At 64.5% G+C, this 20,121-nt stretch carries 14 protein-coding genes and 1 pseudogene; 5 read left to right on the top strand and 10 right to left on the bottom strand.

The annotated features are described in order from the left end of the window. Nucleotides 1–87: 87 nt before the first annotated feature. Nucleotides 88–501, top strand: coding sequence for a DUF488 domain-containing protein (locus AOZ49_RS04525; protein WP_054474483.1), 414 nt, complete (start codon nt 88–90; stop codon nt 499–501). A gap of 30 nt (nt 502–531) precedes the next feature. Here the strand turns inward: AOZ49_RS04525 and AOZ49_RS04530 are convergent, their stop codons facing one another. The 3 genes from AOZ49_RS04530 to AOZ49_RS04540 all read right to left on the bottom strand — a co-directional run bounded on the left by AOZ49_RS04530 (nt 532) and on the right by AOZ49_RS04540 (nt 3,466). Further along, nucleotides 532–1,380, bottom strand: a complete 849-nt coding sequence (locus tag AOZ49_RS04530; RefSeq protein WP_054474484.1) for a lysozyme inhibitor LprI family protein — start codon at nt 1,378–1,380, stop codon at nt 532–534. A gap of 30 nt (nt 1,381–1,410) precedes the next feature. Next, a complete protein-coding gene (locus AOZ49_RS04535; RefSeq protein ID WP_054430732.1) occupies nt 1,411–2,577 on the bottom strand; it encodes a COG3904 family protein in 1,167 nt (388 codons plus the stop codon). A gap of 178 nt (nt 2,578–2,755) precedes the next feature. Continuing rightward, complete coding sequence (locus AOZ49_RS04540; protein WP_082380319.1) at nt 2,756–3,466, bottom strand: N-acetylmuramoyl-L-alanine amidase family protein; 711 nt, start codon at nt 3,464–3,466, stop codon at nt 2,756–2,758. Between the two features lie 373 nt (nt 3,467–3,839). Here AOZ49_RS04540 and AOZ49_RS04545 point away from each other — a divergent pair, with 373 nt between their 5' ends. The 3 genes from AOZ49_RS04545 (at nt 3,840) to AOZ49_RS04555 (ending at nt 5,669) form a co-directional block, all read left to right on the top strand. After that, nucleotides 3,840–4,625 (top strand): 3-hydroxybutyrate dehydrogenase, encoded by a 786-nt coding sequence (locus AOZ49_RS04545; RefSeq protein ID WP_054430733.1) that lies wholly within the window; start codon nt 3,840–3,842, stop codon nt 4,623–4,625. A gap of 193 nt (nt 4,626–4,818) precedes the next feature. After that, nucleotides 4,819–5,388, top strand: a complete 570-nt coding sequence (locus AOZ49_RS04550; RefSeq protein ID WP_054430734.1) for a PH domain-containing protein — start codon at nt 4,819–4,821, stop codon at nt 5,386–5,388. 5 nt (nt 5,389–5,393) lie between these two features. Next, a complete protein-coding gene (locus AOZ49_RS04555) occupies nt 5,394–5,669 on the top strand; it encodes a hypothetical protein (protein ID WP_054474485.1) in 276 nt (91 codons plus the stop codon). 97 nt (nt 5,670–5,766) lie between these two features. Here the strand turns inward: AOZ49_RS04555 and AOZ49_RS04560 are convergent, their stop codons facing one another. The 4 genes and pseudogenes from AOZ49_RS04560 to AOZ49_RS04570 all read right to left on the bottom strand — a co-directional run bounded on the left by AOZ49_RS04560 (nt 5,767) and on the right by AOZ49_RS04570 (nt 9,980). Beyond that, entirely contained in the window at nt 5,767–7,359 is a 1,593-nt protein-coding gene (locus AOZ49_RS04560) for a TonB-dependent siderophore receptor (protein WP_231690242.1), read from the bottom strand. Between the two features lie 169 nt (nt 7,360–7,528). Then, nucleotides 7,529–8,098, bottom strand: a pseudogene (locus AOZ49_RS33325) (secretin and TonB N-terminal domain-containing protein); the annotation flags it as partial. Between the two features lie 371 nt (nt 8,099–8,469). Then, nucleotides 8,470–9,462, bottom strand: a complete 993-nt coding sequence (locus AOZ49_RS04565; protein WP_054474486.1) for a FecR family protein — start codon at nt 9,460–9,462, stop codon at nt 8,470–8,472. An 11-nt stretch (nt 9,463–9,473) separates the two neighbouring features. Next, nucleotides 9,474–9,980, bottom strand: coding sequence for an RNA polymerase sigma factor (locus tag AOZ49_RS04570; protein ID WP_054430737.1), 507 nt, complete (start codon nt 9,978–9,980; stop codon nt 9,474–9,476). A 179-nt stretch (nt 9,981–10,159) separates the two neighbouring features. On the opposite strand from AOZ49_RS04570, the gene tenA reads away from it, so the two are divergent. Continuing rightward, nucleotides 10,160–10,822 (top strand): thiaminase II, encoded by a 663-nt coding sequence (gene tenA, locus AOZ49_RS04575; protein WP_054474487.1) that lies wholly within the window; start codon nt 10,160–10,162, stop codon nt 10,820–10,822. 46 nt (nt 10,823–10,868) lie between these two features. On the opposite strand, the gene AOZ49_RS04580 is transcribed toward tenA, so the two are convergent. From AOZ49_RS04580 to AOZ49_RS04585, 3 genes are read right to left on the bottom strand one after another with little or no spacing between them, the layout of a single operon-like run. Beyond that, nucleotides 10,869–11,255, bottom strand: a complete 387-nt coding sequence (locus AOZ49_RS04580) for a CZB domain-containing protein (protein ID WP_054474488.1) — start codon at nt 11,253–11,255, stop codon at nt 10,869–10,871. Nucleotides 11,256–11,313: 58 nt separating this feature from the next. Next, nucleotides 11,314–11,811, bottom strand: a complete 498-nt coding sequence (locus tag AOZ49_RS31620) for a contact-dependent growth inhibition system immunity protein (RefSeq protein ID WP_082380334.1) — start codon at nt 11,809–11,811, stop codon at nt 11,314–11,316. Between the two features lie 6 nt (nt 11,812–11,817). Then, complete coding sequence (locus AOZ49_RS04585) at nt 11,818–20,052, bottom strand: endonuclease toxin domain-containing protein (protein WP_231690243.1); 8,235 nt, start codon at nt 20,050–20,052, stop codon at nt 11,818–11,820. Between the last annotated feature and the right edge of the window lie 69 nt (nt 20,053–20,121).

Raw genomic sequence — 20,121 nt, forward strand, 5'->3', positions numbered from 1 at the left:
GGAATGCGTCCCGGAGTCGCCGGTCGGCGGCGGTAGGATGCCGGGCGGGAGTAGACTGGGGCGGTCCGTCACAGGAGCCGCTCTCCCATGAAACCGTCCGCCATCTCCGTGCAGCGTGTCTATGAAGGCCTCGGCCCCGACGGCAGTTATCGGGCGCTGGTGGACCGCATGTGGCCGCGCGGCCTGCGCCGCGCCGACCTGGGGCTGGATGAATGGGCCAAGGACATCGCCCCCAGCGCCGAACTATGCAAATGGTTCAGTCACCAGGACGAACGCTGGGATGCGTTCCGGGAAAAATACCTGGCCGAGCTGGCCGACCCGGCGCAACAGGCCCGCATGGCCGCGTTGCTGGAAGCCGCCGGCGCGCGCCCGTTGACGTTGCTGTATGGCGCGCGCAATACCGCGCACAACCAGGCGGTGGTGCTGCGCGACGCGTTGCAGGACTACGCCAGGCGCCACCGCAAGCGCCTGGCCCGGGCCGCCGACGACGACCCGGCCTGATACGGCTCGGCTCGGCTCGGCGCGCCCCGACTAGCGCCCGGCGCCCTTCGGGTCGGACAGCGGGAAAGACGGATCGGTCAGGCAGGCCTTGAGCCAGTCGTTGTCATCCTCGTCGTGGACTTCGCCATCCACCTTGGGCAACGGCGTGGATGAATAGTCCACCTTGTGCACCTCGGGGCCGGTGTTCCAGTGGGCGTCATCCGAAATCCCGCCCGGGCAGTTGGCGTCGACGCCATTGAATGAGCACGAGGCCACCGGCACCGGCTTGTTATCCACCACCTTGGCCACATAGCGCTGCACATAGACCGAACCGGTGGCCCAGTATTCCTCCGCGCTGCAGAGGCGATCGTTGTTCTGGTAGTGGCGGATCGCGAAGCAGCCGTAGTACTTGTAGTCGCGCGGCAGCAGGTCGCAGGACACATCAAAGCCGGCGTAGGGGCCGCCGGTGAACTGCTTGTTGAACTCCCGCTGGCGCAGCGCCGTGGCGATCATGGCGGGCAGCTTGTCGCCCTTCCGGATCTCCTTGAGCTGGGCGATGCGGTTCAGGATCAGGTCGGCCGCCAGCTGCCCCGGCGTCTTGTCGTCCTGCAACGCGTCGGAATCGTCGGTCAGCCCGTCCAGCACCTGGTCGCGGGCCTTGAGCCAGCGCCGCTGGCTGTCCACCAGCATCTTGTGGATCTCCTCGTCGGGCGCCTGCTTCAGCACCGCCGCATAGGCGCGGTTCAGCTCGCCATCGGCGGCCACCGCCTTGCGATCCGAACAGATCAGCTTCTCGGGGACCGTGCTGGCCTTCTGGCAGTTGATCGCCAACGCCGGCGCGGCCAGCACGCCCAACCCCACCAGGCACAGCAGCCGCGCCGCGCGATTCCTCAAACTCATTGCAGTTCTCCCTGGCATCGGCCCGCTGCGTCAGCGGCTGATGACCTCGCTGTCTTCCATGACGATGCGGTAGCGGTTGCGCAGGTCAAGGACGTAAGTGAAATTCGACGTGCCGGTCGCGGTCTTGCCGCGCTCCGGGCTGGATACCTTGTAGTCGTAGAGGCCCTTGACCATGCACATCTGGTCCTGGCACTTGGCTCGCAGCGAATTCTGGTCGACCACGAAACGACGCACCGGCCAGCGCGCGAAGTACGCCTCCTTGTCCGCCAGGATCTCGGATTTCGGCCGCTGCTTCTTGAAGTAGTCGACCGTATCGGCGTAGAACTCGCGCGTGAACTTCAGCGCCTCTTCATTGGTGCCGCTGCCCGCCTGGATCATCAGGGCCGCGGCGTTGATTGCCTTCTGCTCATCCGTGATCGCCGCCGGCGCGGTCTCCTTCGGCATGTACGGATTGGCCACGGGGCCGGCCGGCGCCGGCGCAGCATCGGGCGACGCCGGCTTGCGCGGCGGCAGCTTGGCATCCCCCGGCGACTGCGCCTGCGGCGCCGGCGCCGCGGCGGGCGCGGGGGCCGCACGCTGGCCGGTGCCCGGCTGCACGTCATTGCTGGCCGTCCTGACGTTGCCGGTGCGGTTGATGCCGTACCTGATGATCTCCTGCGGCGAGAAGAAATACATCTCCTTGGACGGCGTGCTGAACATGATCCCCAGCACGTCCGCCGACACGCCGTACTTCGGCAGGGTCGCGACAATGTCCGACACGCCGAACTGCGCCTGCTCGCCCGTCATCTCGGGCGCCGAGATCTGGTGCACGCCCAGGCGGCCTTCCGCCAGGCGCTGGCGGCCGGCGAAGAACACGAACGAACACGCCGACGCGCAATAGCTGTCCTTCGGGATATAGGTGTTCAGACCCCGCTCGTAGACCTCTTCGGCCACCACCAGCCCGATGTGGACCAGGCCGCCGCCGTTGTTCTGCAGGATCAGGGTGGAGATGGTCGGGTGCTCGCGCAGCGCCTTCTTCAGGTTGAGCATGTCGTTGGCGCCCACCGCGCCCACGTAGACCAGCAGGTTGGGCTGGCTGGGCAGGAAGAAGAACGGGCCGTAGCGTTCGGGCTCCTCCTGCTGCTGCGCCGGCGCCTGCGTCTGCGCCACCGCGACGGACAGCCCGGTCATCGACAGCGCCAGGGACGCGGCCAACATCGTCAGTTTTCTTTTCAGCATCATCAGTCCTTGTTCTCGGAACGCTCGCCACGGCCGGGATCGCCCCCGCCCTGCGCAACCGCGTCGTCCGGGCGCGGCGGCCCACTATACGAATGCCGGATTTTATCCATCCCTTGCGATTTCATCCCGCCTCCGCCCGCTGGCCCCCAACGCCGCGCTAGCGCCGCTGGCAGGCGTGCGTGCCGTCCGCGATCGCCCGCGCCAGGCGCTGAATGGTCTCTGGCCGCGCCAGGCGCGCCTCTTCGTCGGGATTCACGATCACGCCGGCCTCCACCAGCACCGCCGGCATGGCCGCGGTCTTGAGCACCGCCAGCCCATCGTAGCGATGCACGCCCAGGCGGCGATCGAGCAATGGCCGGTTCTCGCCCGCGATGGGCTCGGCGTGGTACAGCGACGGCTTTTCGCCCGCCGCCACCAGCGCCTCGCCGATGGCCTTGGCGCACCGCAGGCTGTCCTCGTAGCGGGGATTGAGCTGCGAGACAAAGATGGCGAAGCCCGCGAACTCCCGCTGGCGGCCGGCATCGATGTACTTCTGCTGCATCGAATCGTGGTGGATCGAGATGAAGAAGTCCGCGTCCGGCGCCGTCCGCGCGCGCCGGCCCAGCGCAATCTCGGCGCCATCGGCCGACACGCGCGTCACGCGGTCGCCCAGCGCCAGCAGATCCGTGGCCACCGCGCCGCTCAGGTCCAGGTTGTACTGGTACTCCACCCGGCCGCTGGCGCCCGTGGCGCCCGGCTGCTTGGGCGTATGGCCGGTGTCCACCACCACATAGGCCGCCTGCGCCGACAGCGCCGCCACCCCCAACACGGCCGCCGCGACGCCACGCGCCCAACCCGCCGCCACCCGCTTGCCCGCCCGACCGTCCATGACTGATGACACGCTAGTCTTCGCTCTGTAGGAAACAAGGATCCCGCCACAATCAGGGCGGGACCGAATCCGGCGGATTCTCGCGCAGCCCGGCGCAACCGGCAATGGCCGAATGCGGCGCGCGGGCGGGCTTGGTAACAAAGCCCGCCCGGCCCCGTTCCTGGCGCGGCCTGCCGCCCATGGCGCCCGCCCCGAGAACCGCGAGCGCGCCCCCCGCCTCGGCCTGACATGCGGCGGAAGCAAATGACATAGAAAGTTACCCTGGCTGTGGCATTCAGGCTGCGCTCATCCTGGAGCGCTACCATCAAGCCATGCCCCTCGCATCCGCGGGCGCACCCCGGCCCGCGGCATCCTTACCCGGAGGTTCCCCAGCATGAGCAATCTGAACGGAAAAGTGGCCGTCGTCACCGGCGCGGCCAGCGGCATCGGCAAGGAAATCGCGCTGACCCTGTCGCGCGCAGGCGCCGCGGTCGCCATCGCCGACCTGAACCAGGCCGGCGCCGATGCCGTCGCCCGCGAAATCGAACAGGCCGGCGGCAAGGCCATGGGCGTGGCCATGGACGTCACCAACGAAGACGCCGTCAACCAGGGCATCGACCGCGTCGCCGCCGCCTACGGCAGCATCGACATCCTGATCTCGAACGCCGGCATCCAGATCGTCAACCCCATCGAGAACTTCGCCTTTGCCGACTGGAAGAAAATGCAGGCCATCCATGTCGATGGCGCCTTCCTCACCACCAAGGCCGCGCTCAAGCACATGTACAAGGATGATCGCGGCGGCGTCGTGATCTACATGGGCTCGGTGCACTCGCACGAAGCCTCGCCACTCAAGTCCGCCTACGTCGCCGCCAAGCACGCGCTGCTGGGCCTGGCGCGCGTGCTGGCCAAGGAAGGCGCCAAGCACAACGTGCGTTCGCACGTCATCTGCCCCGGCTTCGTGCGCACCCCGCTGGTTGAGAAGCAGATTCCCGAACAGGCCAAGGAACTGGGCATCAGCGAAGAAGACGTGGTCAAGAAGGTGATGCTGGGCGATACCGTCGACGGCGTTTTCACCACGGTCGACGACGTGGCGCAGACGGCGCTGTTCCTGTCGACCTTCCCCAGCGCGGCGTTCACGGGGCAGTCGTTCGTGGTCAGCCATGGGTGGTACATGCAATAGGCCTTGCGCCGCCGCGAATGCGGCGCGCGCGGCTGGCCGTGCGCCGCTTCGAATCTCGACAATCGACAGGGAGCCTTCCGGACTGGCCGCCGGCCCGGAGGTTTTTTTCCGAGCACGCCTCCGCCTGCCCGACCCGTGGCTTAAGATAGGCGCGCTTTGGCTGCTGATGCCATAACCGGATGCAAGGAAGTGCATGGCCTTCGACTATAAAAACGCGCCGCCCGAGGAATTGAAGGCGCGCTACAACGCCATCGCCAAGGAGATGGGCGATGACCAGTTCTTCACCAAGAAGGAACTGAACCACCTGCCCCACGTGCTGCACGACGGCGAAGAGGTGCTGGCCTTCACCAGCGGCATGATGAACAACAACACCTGGCTCATCACGCTGACCGACCGGCGCATCATCTTCCTCGACAAAGGCCTGGTCTACGGCCTGCGCCAGACCGCGATCGACCTGGACAAGGTCAATGCCGTTTCCGGTGAAACCGGCATCATGTTCGGCAATATCTCCATCCAGGACAGCGCCGGTAGCTACCAGATACGCAACGTCTGGAAGAAAACCGTCATGCGATTCACCAACCGCGTGCAGGAGGCCATCGAAGCGCGCAAATCCCGCTTCATGCGGCAACCCGCCGCCGGCAAGGCCGCCGGTCCGGATGACGACGTCATCGCCAAACTGGAGCGACTGGCCAGCCTGCGCGACCGCGGCGTGCTGACAGACGCCGAATTCGCCGAGCAGAAAGCCCGCATCCTGGCGGCATAGCTGTCATGGAATTCCTGATCGTCATTGCCATCATCGTGGCGCTGATCGTCGGTTATTTCTGCCTGGGCATGCTGCTGAAGTTGCTGCTGCAATGGTGGCTGCCACTGGTCTGCGCGGGGCCGCTGCTGATACTGGCGTTCGGCTTCGGCTGGATGGGCGCCATCGGCGCGGTCGTCGGCGCGCTGCTGCTGATCGGCTTCACCCAGAACTGGCAGGAATCGCCCACCTATCTCGCGCTTGAAGCGAAGATCGACAAGGCGTTCTATTTCGACGACGTCTAGCCCTCGCCCGAACGCCGTCGGACGAACTCCCCCCCGACGATGAGGCCGCCACGGCTGACTGCGCCATCGCCGTCGCGATGCGCAGCCAGCCATGCCGCTAGAACTGATAGCGTGTCGTCAGCAGGAAACTACGCGGCGTACCGTAGTAGTTGCCTCCATTGTTACCCTGCATCGACTCGAAATAGCGCTTGTCGAACAGGTTGTTGACGTTGAACTGGATATCCAGCTGCCGGTTCACCTTGTAGCCGGCCACCAGATCCACCACCGTGAACGGCGACTGCTTGACCACGTAGCCCTCCGCGCTCGTCAACGATTGCGTCGAGGTCTTGCTCTGTGCCCGCACCGCGCCGCCGATACGCCATTTCTCGTACGCCCCCGGCAGGTGATACATGGCGGCGACTTTCAACTGGTGCTGCGGGACATAGCTGGCATAGGGCTGGCCCGCGGCGCCATCGATGCCGCCCGAAGACACCTTGGCGCGCGTGTAGGAATAACCGATGCCCACGTTCAGGCGTGGCAGCAGCTCGCCATTGATGTCGATCTCCACGCCTTCGCTCTTGACCTCGCCCACCGCCCGATAGCAATTGGTGGCGACGAAGCACGACGAGATGTCGGTCACCGCCTGCGGCAGGTTGGACTGCGTCGTCGAGAACACCGCGATGGCGGCGTTGATACGCTCGTCCAGATAGCTGCCCTTCAGGCCGATTTCGTAGTTGGTGCCCTCCACCGGCTTGAGCACCGTACCCGACGTGTCCAGGTAGTACTGCGGTTTGAAGATGCTGGAATAGCTGGCGTAGACCGAGTGGTTGTCGTTCAGATCATAGGTCAGCGCGGCATACGGCGTGAAGTGCTTGTCTTCGCTGAACTTGCGATGACTGCTCCATGCGCCTTGATACTGCTTGTTGTCGAAGTCGAACCAATCCAGCCGCGCGCCCAGAATCATGCTGAGCGGGTCCGCCAGGCGGAAACGGCCGGTGGCGTAGGCCGACGTCAGTGCCGAGCGCTGGTCGCGGCTCCAGAGCGTGTCCTTCACGAAGTCGGAACGGCGAATCGAATCCGGGTCCCACGTGTACGGATTGACGCCGCCCAGCATGTAATAGCCGGTCGGCGAATCCAGGTAGCTGTAGCCATCGTCGCGCCACGTATCCTTGCGGTAGCTCGCCCCGAACGCAATGTCGTGGAAACGGCCGAACAGCTTGACCGGCCCTTGCGCCGACACGTCGAAGCTCTGCTGCTTCTTATCGTAGTCATAGCGGCCGCCCATCACGTCGTAAAGCATATTGCCCTGCGCATCATAGCTGCCACTGACGAAATAGGCGCCGTCCAGCGCCGACGACGCATTGACGGAGCGGGCGGCGGCCTTGGCCACCCAGCCGCTGTCGAACTTGTGCTTGAGCTCGGCGAACAGGCTCGATTCCTTCTTGTCCCAATAGCTCCATGATGGCGAAAACCGCCGTGACCGCCGGATATCCAGCGGCGAACCGTCGGGGGCCGTGGGAACCCCCATCCATTCGGACCCCGGATTGTCCTCGGTGTTGGAATGGCCGCCCAGGCTCAGCGTGGTGCGCGAGGTCAGATCGATATCGACGACGCCGTAGTACAGGTGCTTGCGGCTGCTGTAGCCATCCGTGAAATACTGCCGCGACTGCTGCGACGTGACGAAGCGCCCCCCGGATCGAGCCGCTGTCATTCAACGGGCCGCTCGCATCGAATTCGCCCGAGAAATTATCCCAGTTGCCCGCGCGCGCGGTGGCGATGAACTGCGCCACGTCGGTCGGCTGCTTGCGCACGAAGTTGATGGCGCCCGATGGATCGCCCATGCCCGTCATCAGGCCGGTCGGTCCTCGCACCACCTCCACGTGGTCGTACATCGCCGTGGTGCTGTAGGTGGACGTGTCCGTCTCGTAGGTCACCGGCATCCCGTCCAGCAGGAATGTATTGATCGTGAAGCCCCGGGAAAAATAACGCGAGCGATCATTGCTCCAGTGGTTCACCGTCACGCCGGTGGTGCTGTTGGCGACGTCATCGATGGTCTGCATCGCGAAGTCATCCAGCTTCTGGCGTGTCACCACGCTGACGGACTGCGGCGTTTCCTGGATGGTCAGCGGCAGCTTGGTCGCCGTGTTCATCGCGCCGGTAGTGTACGAGCCGGTGCCTTCCGTGAACTCATTACCCTTGCCCACGACCGTGATGCTCTGCATCACCACACTGGCATCGCCGGCACCGCGCGACAGGGCAACCCGGTTGCCCGTTCTTTCAAACACCAGGCCAGAGCCCGCCAGCAAGGCGCGCAACGCCTCGTCCGGCGTCAGCCGGCCCGACACGGCCGGCGCACGCAGATTACGCACGGCATCCGGCGAATACGCCAGATCCCACGAGGCCCGCGTGGCCAGGTCGACCAGCGCGCTTTCCAGCGATTGCGCCGGCATGTTGAGCTGCAGCGCCGCTTCCTGCGCCTGCGCGACGGTCGGCGACAACGCCACCCCCAGCAGCAACGACAAAGCCAGCGCACCCAGGCCTTGGGCAGACGCCAGCCTGCGCGGCGATGAATGGAATCCAATGGTTGAACGGTTCACGGAACGAGCTTTCCTGATGATTTTCCCGGGATCGGCAGCAGCGGGCCTGAGCAGCCCGCGAACGTGGCGATATGAAGCGGCGCTGATCGGCACGCCTATCCCCAGGACGCCGTGGCGCGCCCAATCCCTGATGAAAAATCATCGATTATTTGAAACTAAATGCAACGCGTCGCGGACGGCATTTTCCGGACCGACCAGCGGCGCAAGCTGTCGTGCCAGCCAGATCAACGTGCCTGGATCGTCGCGACGCCATCGGCCGCGGTCTGCACCCGCACCGGTGCGATCGCGGGCAGGAGATCGAGAAACGCTTGCGGGTTGTCCACGCTGAACACCCCGGAAATATGGATGCGCCCGACGGCCACGTCCGCGACGCGCATGTCCATGCGGCCATAGCGGTTCATCTCGGCCACGGCATCCGCCAACGCCTGGTCGCGGAACACCACCCGTCCCGCATGCCAGGCCAGCAAGTCCGACACCGCCACCTTTTCCGACGGCGACAACCCGCCCTGCGCCAGCGTGCGCGTGCCCTGGCCGCCAGTCAGCAACACCTGGCTGCGATTCCACCAGTGGCCGGATTGCACGGCCACGGTGCCCGAATCCACCGCCACCCGCACCTGTTCGCCATCGCGGCGCACATTGAAGCGCGTGCCCGTGACGCGGACGGTGGTCGCGCCCGTCTCCACGTAGAAAGGCCGCTGCGGATCCGGCGTCACCGTGAAAGTGGCCTCGCCCGCCTGGAGTTCGACAACGCGGCGATCCTCGAACAGGCGCACCGACAATCGCGTCGCGGTGTTCAGGTCCACCACGGAGGCGTCCGGCAGCGATGCCTGCATACGCTGACCCGGTTGCGTTGCGTACTGCTGGCTGAACGCCGGCGTTCCCATGAACCACTGCGGCAGCGCCACGCCGGCAACGACCACGGCACACGCCAGTCCCAGGCCAACCCCCAAAGGCTTGCGCGAGCGGGAACCCCGCCCGGAGCGCGGCGCCGGTTCGGCCGCCAGCGCCCGCAACCTGGCCGGATCCACCAACGCAAACCCATTCCAGAGGCCGCAGGCCCGTTGGTATTCCCGCTCATGCGCCGGGTCCGCCTGCCGCCAGGCGTCGAAGCGCTGTTGCTGCGCGGCATCCATCCGCCCCGAACGGACGCGCGCGAACCAGTACGCGGCGGCATCGCGCGGGTCACGCAGGGTGTCGGGGTCGGGGGAGTCAGTCATCGCGCGGCGGGTCAATCCGGGCAGAAACGTTCGAGCTGTTCGCGCATTTCCCGGGTGGCGTCCATGATATAGCGTTCAACCGTATTGAGCGCCAGGCCCATGCGCTGCGCGATTTCCGGCTGCGAATAGCCTTCCAGCCTGTGCCACACATAGGCCTGCCGCTTCTTCAGCGGCAGGCTCGCCAATGCCTGTTCCAGCGCCTCGGCCAACTGCCGCGCGCGCACGCCCGCTTCGGGATCGTGCAGCAGCGGATGGTCTTCGGCCGCCAGCATCTCCAGCGAAGTCTGCGGGTGGCGTTCCTGCCGCCGGATCTCGCTGATCAGCCGATTCTGCGTCGCCCGGTACAGATAGGACTTGGGTGCAACCGCCGCCACGTTGCCATCGCTCAACAGATGCGCCATCACATCCTGCGCCGCATCCTCCGCGTCGCAAGGACGCGAATTGCGCTTGGCCCACGAACCCACCAGCTCGCCGTAATAGGCGAGCCAACCTTTCAGGGGGTTAATGGGGCGGGGCATTGGGCCGAACGTCGCGTCAAGGCAAAAAGGACGGCCATATTAACAATGATTCTCAATTAATGAATACACTGGGCGCTGCCAGTCCGCGCCATGCTTGCCTGCGCGCCCGTCTTGATACCCTTGGGTCCACCACCACGGCGCGCCCTGGCGCACCGTTCGACCCTGCCTTGAGGATTGCCATGTCTTTCAGCACCGACGCCTGGGCGCGCAACGCCGCGCTGTACGAAAAAACGCGCACCATGCCGTTCAACCAGGAACTGGCCAGCGGCCAGCTCAGCGAACAGGCGTTCCGCCGCTACATGATCCAGGACGCCCACTACCTGCTGGCCTTCGGCCGCGCCCTGGCGGTCGCCGCCGCCAAGGCCGACCATGCCGACGGCGTGGTGCAGTTCGCCGACGCCGCCAAGAACGCCGTGGTGGTCGAACGCAGCCTGCACGAAGGCTTCATGAAGCAGTTCGGCATCGATGGCGACACGTTCGCCAGCACCCCGCTGTCGCCGGCCAGCCATCACTACACCAGCTTCCTCATCGCCACCGCGTGGAGCGCGCCTTATCCCGTGGCGCTGGCGGCGTTGCTGCCGTGCTTCTGGATCTATGCCGAGATCGGGCGCGACATCCACTCGCGCGCGACGCGTCCCAATCCCTATGGCGCGTGGATCGATACCTACGCCGGAGAAGAATTCCACACCCTGGTGCGCGAAGTGATCGCATCGGTGGACCAGGCGGCGGACAAGGCGTCGGCACAGACGCGGGATGAGATGCACCGCGCCTATACACATGCGGCGCAGTTGGAATGGATGTTCTGGGATTCGGCGTATCGGTTGGGGGAATGGCCGGTGTGAAGCAAGACGCGGCGCCGGCCGTGCGGCAGGCGCCGCGTCGCACCCCCTACAGGTGCCGCTTGAACGCGATGATGGCCGCGCCCACCGCGCTGGAAGCCTGGGAATACGGCGTGCCCGTGCCCATCTCCTTTTCCGCCAACGCGTACTGATTGCTGTTGATCAGCCGGGCGATCTTGCCCGCCTCGGCATGAAACACCTTGTGCTTCTGGATGATTGCGCCAAACTCGGGTTTGGCGCTGTATTTCAGCTTCCCTTCACCATATAGCCAGACCCCAAGCTGGCAACAATTGTCCTTGCCGATGGTTTCCGCATCCATCTGTTCCTTTCTGCTGATGGCGGAACGGACCTTCAACTTCCATTCGGCGTGCTTTTGAATTGACTCAAGTAGCAGCTTCTCGGAAGCCGAAGGCTTGCCGGTTGAGAAACAGGACATATCCTGCTATTAAACGACGGACGGGCAAAACGGGGGCCGAGCCGACAAGGCTCCCTTTTTACGTGCACCGGGCGAGAGTCAACCGCAAGGCAGCGCCCACTCGCTCCGAGGAGCTATCCGCTGGCAGGAGCACATAATCATTTTCAGTCAACCCCTCTCCGCTCCAAGCTTCCAGCTTTTCATGATGGCTAGGCTGCATTACATATGCCCCCCCCACCAATTCCACCGAACAACTCTTCATATCCTTGAACATGGACCGCTTGGTTTTATACCCAAACCTCTCCATCATTTCGGATACCCAATCTTTGTATTTTGGAACGACCCGCCCAGCAATATCAAAAAAGTTCGGATCATTTTTTGGATCAATTTGGCGACTCGCAGAAATTGCTGCAATCGCAGCTGAACCTAGATCAGCATCGGAAGAAGAATGCGACAACAAGTACCGCTCCCCTTCTGAATCCGGTAGAAAATTCCAATACCCGGAGTACGTTTCCAAGAAAATGAATTCATTATTTGACTTAACGTAGATACAAGGTTTTTTGGCAGGTCCGCTCATTCTCAATCACTTTATCAACGTTATGATTAATTTCACACCCTGGGAATGACCATAGTCGATCGCCCTATTTATTTGATCCCATTGCGCGGATGTCGTCTTCGCAGGAATGGCAACATGAAGCTCTCGTGAATTGATCATGCCGCTATTCAAGGGAACGTCTGCAAGCTTATATGATTCAAATTTGGCAGCAGCGTTGATGTTTCCTTTCAACGAGGAATATATCTGAGCAGGATTCGTCAATCTCGCAACTGTTGTCGTATCCAGCGTTTTGGCACTAATTGCAGTACCCGTCGAGGCCTCATAAAAGTCGAAAGTCTTGAATTTGGCTGGCAGCCGGGACCCCGAGGGCAATTGGGTCGCCAAGTAATTTTCCCACGGTAGCCCCTGCCCCTGAATGCCTTTACCCCATTCAATGCCTGTCGTAGCTCGATTCAGGACCTTCGTTCCTTTTGCCCCGGCGGCTATTTCCGCCACGCCAGGTCTAAATAAGCCTCGGATTGCTGAGCCAACGCCCATCAGCGCCCCGCCACCACTATCAATCGCCAGTCCCTCAGCAACACTGGCGGCGATCGTGTAATGCCAACTTCCATCGCGAGGATCGGGCGTCGCTTGAATCATAGGAGAATCAGCCGGCACGGCAAAAGGCACACCGTGCTGATCGAAGAACACAACGTTACCGCTCGTTGTTGCCAGTTGGATTGCCACGCCGCACAGGGGAGATGTCCGATCCGCGCAGGCGCTTGCCAGGTCTTTGTCGCGTTGCGCCGATATGCCTCCCAGTTCTCGCGCCCGATTGCAGGCATCTGGATTCCCGGGACCGCAAGAAGCGATTGCCGCGTCGAATTGGCGCTGTTCGGCAGCCCAGAACCCCTCGGGTTTCTGCCCGAGATAGTTGTTCTCGGTCTCGATCTGGGCGGCCAACGTCGCGACAGCGCTATCTCCACCCAATGCAACAGTAAGGCCAGCGACAAGGCTAGCGACAAGGTTGACGCGTGCTTCTTTCTGCTCGGCCGTCAACTCTTTCGCGTCTTGAGCAGAGAGCCCCTGGATGAGGTTGTTGAGGACCACGCTCGCAGCCGCCCCTGCCGCGGCAGCACTACAACTACTTCCTTGACCTGCAGCTCCAGCACAACCCACCAAGCCTTGTAACGCTGTCCGAGCCGCCTCGCTATCCAACGCATCAGCAATCTGCTTCACCTTGCCTGCGCCTAACGCCTGCAGATAGTTCGCCGCGGCGGACTGCAGGAATTGACCCGCGCTTCCAGTGACGTTTCCTCCCGCAGCGGCCGAAATTGCGGTCAACCCAATCCGATACGAGCCGTCCGGCCCCCATTTGGCTGCTTCTTCATACCGAGCCTTGAGATCTTTCTTTAGCGCAGGGTCGGTCTCGTCATCCATTGCCTTCTTGAGCGCATCAGCCTCTTTAGCCCGATTCGTCAAGAACTGTCCCGTCTGCCGACTGGCTTCCGACACGATTTCAAACCCCGCCTCGATCTTCTCCTTGTCAAAGATCGGCTTTAGCGTGTTCAACGTATCCGACGTATCCCGATTCAGCGCCGCAATCATCTCCGCCGCAGTCTTGCCTGTCAGCGCCCGCTGTCCTTCTTCATCGCGGATGATGATGGTGCCGCCACTGATGGCGCTTTGGGTCGTGGAACTGCTATTGCCGCTGGCCGCAACCACGGTCGGTAGATTGGCGGAAAAGCCCCCACTCGACGCCAAGGAAGTGCCTGCGTCCTTGGCCGCGCCGCCCGCCACCTGGTTGCCCTTGGTGGTGCCCAGCCCCGCCGACCCCTCTTTCGAGGCCCCGCCGCCAAACCCGAAGCCACCGCCTACCGCAATCTGATTGGCGCTGTAGCTGGCGGAGTTCTTGATGTCCTGCGTGACCAGGGTGCCCGTGCTGAGCTTGTTCAGGCCCTCCGCTACAGCCTTGTCACTGCTGGCGATGACGCTGCCGATCAAGGTCGTGTTGTTCTTGACGTCGATCAGGAACCCGCCGTCGCCCGCCCACAAACCCGTCTGTTCAGTGACAGACTTGAAGTTGCTGTTCATCTTGCCGGTGCCGAAGTTAGCGGCAGCCGTACTCTGGCCATAGCAATATGGCGGAATGCACAACGTGATATTCACGCCAGCGCTGGTCTGTTTTGAGGTGTACGTGCTTGTATCTTGCAGGCTCTCCAGCAACAGGTTGCCTCCGACCGAGGCCAGAATCTGCTCCGCCTTTCCGGATGCGCCTCTTAGCGTCGTGTCTCCGCCTGATTGCAATGCGAGCACGTTGCCCGCGGTGATGGAACTGTTGGTCCAGCTGTCGTCCCGGCCGTTCTCCTTGCCCCGTGCAATGGAGGCTCCCAACTCCACCGTCAAGCCGTTGGATGTGCCGGTGCTGTAGCCGATACCTATACTGAATCCGCTGCTCTTGCTATCCGTCTTCTGCTCGTAGAAATTCTTGGCCGCCTGCAGCAGGATATCGCCATCGGCCTTCAGAACGGCATTGTTACCCGCCGACAGGTTGGAACCTGAAACCGTGATGTCCGATGCGCTCCCCGCACCCTTTGCGACAATCGTCAGATCCCTGCCCGCGGCAATGTTCGAGCCGACCGAGGTGGACGAGCTTCTATCCGTAGTGCTGCTGCTCTTGCTGCTGCCGAAGCTAATCTTGATGCTGCCGCCGCCCATCTTGTCGATGGCACCGGCGTCCTTTACCGCGCCGGCGGCCTTGACTGCGTCATAGGCGTTACTGGCCGCAAGCGCTGTGGTTCCACCCGCCAGCGCGGTCATGACAGGATTGCCGGACTTTCCGGATGCTTCCGCCATACGTCCGGCCGTTTGCATGGCGCTGACCACAGGTGTGCTGGCCGTGACACTGAAGCCAGACTGCTTCATCTCGTGCACTTCACGCTGGCGCATCGTGTCGAAACTGCCAACGATACTGACGTCCCGGCCGATCATGGTGATGTCGCCTTGCCGTGCCAGGACATCGCTGCCAAGCACGTTCAACGAACCGCCCGCGTTGATCAGTACGTCCCCCGTCACACTGCCGATGGTGCTACCAGTATTCAGGCCACGCTTGGTGTCCATCCAATCCGTCGTCTGACGGGATCCGTAGCTGAGGCCTCCCAGTCCACCAAAGCCGGACTTCTTGATCTTCTCGTACTGGTATTCGTTGGCGGAGTTCTTTTCGGCAACGATATTGACATTGCGATCCGCCGACATAACCAAGTCGTTCTGTGCCGCCACATTGGAACCCAGCACATTCAGATCACGCCCAGCCACCATCACGGCGCTATCGCCGGTGAAGGTGGAAGACACCGCCTGGGTCCAAGACGCTTCCTTGACGCGGTGCGTCGTCTTACTGGAAAGGAACCCCTTCGTCTTGTAGTAAATCTCGTTATACGTATACCCGCTGGAATCCCCCGCCAGCACATTGATGTCGCGCCCCGCTCCCACCGCCAACTGCTTGTCGGAAGACACTTGCGCGGCAATGGCATTGATATCCTGCGCGGCCATCAACGTCAGATTTCCGGCAGCGGCAATGCGGGTTCCCACGTCTTCCGTCGTACGCATCTCCGACCGGTTCTTCTTGCCGAAGTTGAAGGATTCCCCATAGCTCGTCCCCGCGGCAATCAGATTGATATCGTTGCCGGCGCGAATGCTCGCGTCACCGCTGGCGACGATGGCGGCGGCCTGGGCGTTGACGTCGCGGCCCGCCTGCGCATTCAGCGTTCCGGCGTCGATACGGGCAACCCCGTCAACGATGGTGTTGCTGATTCCGCCACGCACGTTCGATTGGGTGCTGGCCGTGAGGTTGATGTCGCGGCCCGCGGTCAGCGTGACGCCGTCACCCTTGAGCAGCCCGGCCAGGTTGTCGATGTCGTTGCGCGCATTCAGGTTAACGGTCTTGCCCTGGATCGTGCCCACGGTGTTGCGCACGTTCTGCGCATCCACCACCAACGCGTTGCGCGCGCCGAGGGTGCCGCTGTTGTCCACGTCGCCCGTCGCGCTGATCTGCGTGTCGCGACCGGCGATCAGCGTGCCATCACCGCGCAGGTCGCCCGGCTTGACGGCCAGGTAGACCTGCGGCGCCAGCACCTTCTGCTGCGTGCCGTCGGGCAGCGTGACGGTCTGCTCCACCATCCAGACGATGTCGCTGGTCAGATGGCGCATCTGCTCTTCGGTGAGCGCGGTGCCCACGGCCAGGCCGAACTGGTTGGCGAAGTCGGCGCCGGCGGTAAGCAGCGCCTTGTACTGGGTTTCGTTGTCGGTGTAGTCGCCGACAAAACGCTGGCCGGTGGCCAGCATGACCTGCTCGGCCACCAGCTTCTGCTCGTAGAAGCCGTCGCCCAGGCGCTTGAGGATGTGGCCCGGGTCCTGCTTCAGTTTCTCCAGCAGGAAGTCGCTGGACACCACGGCGCGCGAACCGACGAACTGGCTGTCGGTGGCGATCAGGTAAGGCGCGTTGGGCGCCGTGATGACCTGGTACAGCTTGCTGGTCGGGATGGTCGGCGGCAGCACGACGACGGCAATGGTCTGGTTGCCGGGCAGCGTGATGCGCGTCAGCGTTGCCGGCGGCAGCGCCTGGACGACGGTGCTGGCCCCGGGCGCCGGGACGGAGGGCGTGACCGCGACGCCGCCCTTCGCGTCGCCCAGGCCGGTCTCGATGCGTTCGGCCAGGACGGTGGCGTTGTAGTCGGAACGGTTGTACTTGCGGGAGTCGTTCTTCTCGTAGGTGTAGGCCATGGTGCCGACACGATCGACCGTGCGCAGCCCCTCGGCGCCGACGTTGCTCAGCGCGCCGCCCTCGGTTTTCAGGGTGCCGCCGGCGAGAATGCGGCTCTTGTCGTTGACGATGTTGCCGGAAAAGCGCGCGTTGCCGCCGACGATGATCTTGCCTGGATCGCTCTCCGTGATGCGGGTCTCGCGCGTGATCTCGGTCACCTGGTAGAAGGTGAAGTCCTTGATCATGCGGCTGCCGCGGAAGTCGGCGTTGAAGGCCTTGATCTTCTCGTTCAGCGTGTCGTACAGCACCAGGTCGTGGTCGTACTGGGCCTGTTGCTGGGCCAGATCCGCGGGGCAACGCCAGCCGCAGTCATCGGGCGACGGCGGCCGCCGGATTCCGCTGGGGCGCTCCACTTCGAATACGGACCAGATCTTGGCGTCCGGCTTGTAGAGAAACTGGGCAGGATTCGTGTAGCAGTTGCCCGCGTCACCGCCACTGCAGTCATAGATCTCCGGAATGTACGCCAGGCCGATCGGCGCGCTGACACCCGCGCGCCCCTGCTGGTCCTCCTGGATGTTGCTGTAATCGAACGGCGGCCCATACTGGCTTTCCGGATAACGCGCGGACGGCATCAGCAGGCGCCGCTCGTCGTACTGCCCCATCCAGCTGGGGTCGCGGCCGCAGATGGACTTGACGGTGTTGCAGAACCACATGCCTTCGCCGTCGACGATGTCGGTGGTGCCGTCCAGGCGATAGAACCATTTGGCTTCGCGGCCGACCTCGACGCTTTCGCTGGCGAAGTGCAGGTTGCGGTTCTGGATGCTGGCCGCGGCGATGTCGGCGTTGCGCTCGACCTCGATGGTGGCGGACTCGTTGGACAACAGCGCGGCCTGGCCGGTGGCCTGGCCGGTGGCGTCCAGCGTGCCGCCCAGCCGCAAGTCGCCCGCGGCGTAGATCAGCGCGTGCTCGCGATTGGTCAGCGTGCCCACGCCCAGGTCCATGTCGCCGCGCGAGGCGATGACGGCGTTGGGTTCGTTCTGCAGCAGCGGCGTCTTGATGCCGATGCGATCGCCATAGATGCGGCCGGTGTTGAGGAGATTGCCGGCATTGATGAGCGTGTAGCCGCCGTCGATCAGGCCGGCGTTGGCCAGCAGGCCGCCGATGATCAGTTCGTTGTTGCGCACCGCGATCAATTCGCCGCCGGCGCGGTTGGTCAGCGTGTCGGCGGTGATCTTCAGGTCCTGGCCCGAATGGATCTTGCCGTCGTTGTCGAGGTTGCCGGTGACCAGCTCCAGCGAGGCGCCGGCGGTCAGCGCGCCGCCGCCGTTGGCCAGGCTGCTGAACGCGAGCTTGGCATTGGCGTCGGACGACACGTTGCCACGCGCGTTGTCGAGCGCGCCGGTGGTCAGGCCAAGGTCCTGGCCGGCGCCGATGCGGCCGGCCTGGTTGTCGATGGAACCGGCGTTCAGCGTGACCTGCTTGCCCATCAGTCCGAGGGCGCCGGCGGCCGTGCCGCCCGCGCCGGCGACGCCGTTGGCGAGGGTGTCGCGATTGCTCAGGCTGCCGGCGTTGAGGACCAGCGCGTTGTCGGCCTGGATCAGGCCGGCGTTGTTATCCAGCAGGCCCTGCGTCTTGAGCGTGAGGCCATTGGCGGCGACGATGCCGCGACGGTTGACGAGGCGCTGCGCGTCCAGCGAGGCCAGGCCTTGGGCGGCGATGGTGCCGCCGGTGTTGTCGATCGCGCCAGGGGTGGTGACATCCAGCGCGCCGCCGCTGGCGATCTTGCCGTCGGCGTTGGCGAGGCTGCCCGCCTTGAGATCGGCCGTGCCGCCATACAGGCCGCCGCCCTGGTTCTGCAGGGCGCCGCTGTTGGTGACGGCGAGCTTGCCGTCGGCTTGGGCGATACCGCCGCGGTTGTCGAGGCTGGCCGACTGGATGTCGGCGCTGCCGCCAAGCAGCTTGCCGCCCCGGTTGTCGAGCGCCCCCGCCGTCTCGACGCGCAAGGCGTCGTTGGCCTGCACCGAACCACCCTGGTTGTCGATGCCGTCGGCGCCGCGCAGCGCCACGCTCTGGCCCGAAACCACGCCGCCGGCCGCGTTGACCACGGAGCGGCCGCGCAGGTCCACCGCGCCGGCGCCGGCCAGCGTGCCGCCGGTGTTGTCGATGGCGCCCGCCACCTGGCCGTCGAGCGCCGCGCCGCTGGTGAGCTTGCCGCCCGTGTTGTCCAGGCCGGCCGCGCGCAATGCCACGGAGCCGCCATAGACCGAGCCGCCGCGATTGGTGACCGCGCCCGTGGCGTCCACGCGCAATGCGCCGCCGGCGACAAGCTTGCCGCCCGACAGCCCCAGGACATTCGCGGTGATGGCGGCATCGCCGCCCGCCACCAGCGTGCCGGGATTGAGCAACTGGTCCACCTGCGCGCTCAACGCGCCGAGCGGGCTGATGGAGCCATCGGCCTGCAGGCCGGCCGTGAGTCCGCCGCGGTTTTCCAGCTGGCGCGCCACGACGCTGGCGTTGCCCGCCGAGGACATGGCCTGGTTGTTGATGACCGTGGCGGCGGCGTTCAAGCCCAGCGCGCCGCCCGCGGCGACCGTGCCGTCGTTGACGATGTCGCGACCGCTTTGCACCGACAGGTTGGTGGCGGCCTGCAGCCGGCCCGACGGCTGGATCCGGACGTCGCCGTTGGCGCTGACCGTCAGCGTGCCGGTCAACGCCGCCAGGTTGCCGCCGATGTTCACGCCCACCCCGGCTTCCGTGCCGATCAGGCGGATGCTGTTGGCGTACATGCCGCCCAGCGCGGCGACGTCCAAGGCCACGCCGGTGCCGACGCCGGCGCCGGTCAGGGCGGAGACGTCGATGCCGTCATAGCCCACGCGAGCCGCGCCCGCGACCACGTTCAGGTCGTTGGCCCAGATCTGCGCGTTCAGTTCCAGCGTGCGCGCCATCAGGTTGAGCTGGCTGAGGTTGGCGCCGTACAGGCCCGCGCCTTCGATGCCCAGGCGGCCGCCCGTGATATCGAAGCCCAGCGTGCCATCCGGACCGATGACCGGCTTGCCGGTGGTCAGCGTGGCGCGGTTGGCGTTCAGGAAGCCGCAGCCGTTGCAGGTGATGCCGGCCGGGTTGGCGACGATGACGTTGGCCCGGTTGCCCGCCACTTCCAGCATGCCCATCAGCTGCGACGGGTTGGGCGCCGTCACCTGGTTCAGGATGGTGGCGGCGCGCTGGTTGCCCAGCATCGGGTTGCCCGCGACCTGCCCCGCCAGCTGCGTCTGGCTGGCCGCGCCGCTGTTGTTCAGCACCACGCCCGAAGGGCCGACGTTGAACTGGGTGTAGCGGTTGTTCGAGACGCCGCCGGCCGAAGGCGGCGCGATGTTGACCACCGGCACGCCATTGGTCACGCCCACCACGGGCTTCTGGCCCGGCACGCTCTTGTCGACGGAGATGGGCAGCGTCTGCGCCAGGACGGGCGTCCAGATCTGCGTGTACAGGACCAACCAGACAACTGCGGAGCGAAGCTTGGACATGGCGAGGCAACTCCCGGTAAGCGTGAAGCAACTTGTCGGACGGCGGGCGGGGCGCACGGGCCCCGCCCG

Origin of the sequence: Achromobacter sp. 2789STDY5608615 (assembly GCF_001298995.1) — a bacterium.
In the GTDB taxonomy this organism is placed as follows: domain Bacteria; phylum Pseudomonadota; class Gammaproteobacteria; order Burkholderiales; family Burkholderiaceae_B; genus Achromobacter; species Achromobacter insuavis.

Bases quoted from the DNA above. Each gene is read 5' to 3' on its own strand.
- AOZ49_RS04525 (WP_054474483.1), top strand. From the start codon at position 88: ATGAAACCGTCCGCCATCTCCGTGCAGCGTGTCTATGAAGGCCTCGGC.
- AOZ49_RS04530 (WP_054474484.1), bottom strand. From the start codon at position 1,380: ATGAGTTTGAGGAATCGCGCGGCGCGGCTGCTGTGCCTGGTGGGGTTG.
- AOZ49_RS04535 (WP_054430732.1), bottom strand. From the start codon at position 2,577: ATGTTGGCCGCGTCCCTGGCGCTGTCGATGACCGGGCTGTCCGTCGCG.
- AOZ49_RS04540 (WP_082380319.1), bottom strand. From the start codon at position 3,466: ATGGACGGTCGGGCGGGCAAGCGGGTGGCGGCGGGTTGGGCGCGTGGC.
- AOZ49_RS04545 (WP_054430733.1), top strand. From the start codon at position 3,840: ATGAGCAATCTGAACGGAAAAGTGGCCGTCGTCACCGGCGCGGCCAGC.
- AOZ49_RS04550 (WP_054430734.1), top strand. From the start codon at position 4,819: ATGGCCTTCGACTATAAAAACGCGCCGCCCGAGGAATTGAAGGCGCGC.
- AOZ49_RS04555 (WP_054474485.1), top strand. From the start codon at position 5,394: ATGGAATTCCTGATCGTCATTGCCATCATCGTGGCGCTGATCGTCGGT.
- AOZ49_RS04560 (WP_231690242.1), bottom strand. From the start codon at position 7,359: ATGACAGCGGCTCGATCCGGGGGGCGCTTCGTCACGTCGCAGCAGTCG.
- AOZ49_RS04565 (WP_054474486.1), bottom strand. From the start codon at position 9,462: ATGACTGACTCCCCCGACCCCGACACCCTGCGTGACCCGCGCGATGCC.
- AOZ49_RS04570 (WP_054430737.1), bottom strand. From the start codon at position 9,980: ATGCCCCGCCCCATTAACCCCCTGAAAGGTTGGCTCGCCTATTACGGC.
- tenA (WP_054474487.1), top strand. From the start codon at position 10,160: ATGTCTTTCAGCACCGACGCCTGGGCGCGCAACGCCGCGCTGTACGAA.
- AOZ49_RS04580 (WP_054474488.1), bottom strand. From the start codon at position 11,255: ATGTCCTGTTTCTCAACCGGCAAGCCTTCGGCTTCCGAGAAGCTGCTA.
- AOZ49_RS31620 (WP_082380334.1), bottom strand. From the start codon at position 11,811: ATGAGCGGACCTGCCAAAAAACCTTGTATCTACGTTAAGTCAAATAAT.
- AOZ49_RS04585 (WP_231690243.1), bottom strand. From the start codon at position 20,052: ATGTCCAAGCTTCGCTCCGCAGTTGTCTGGTTGGTCCTGTACACGCAG.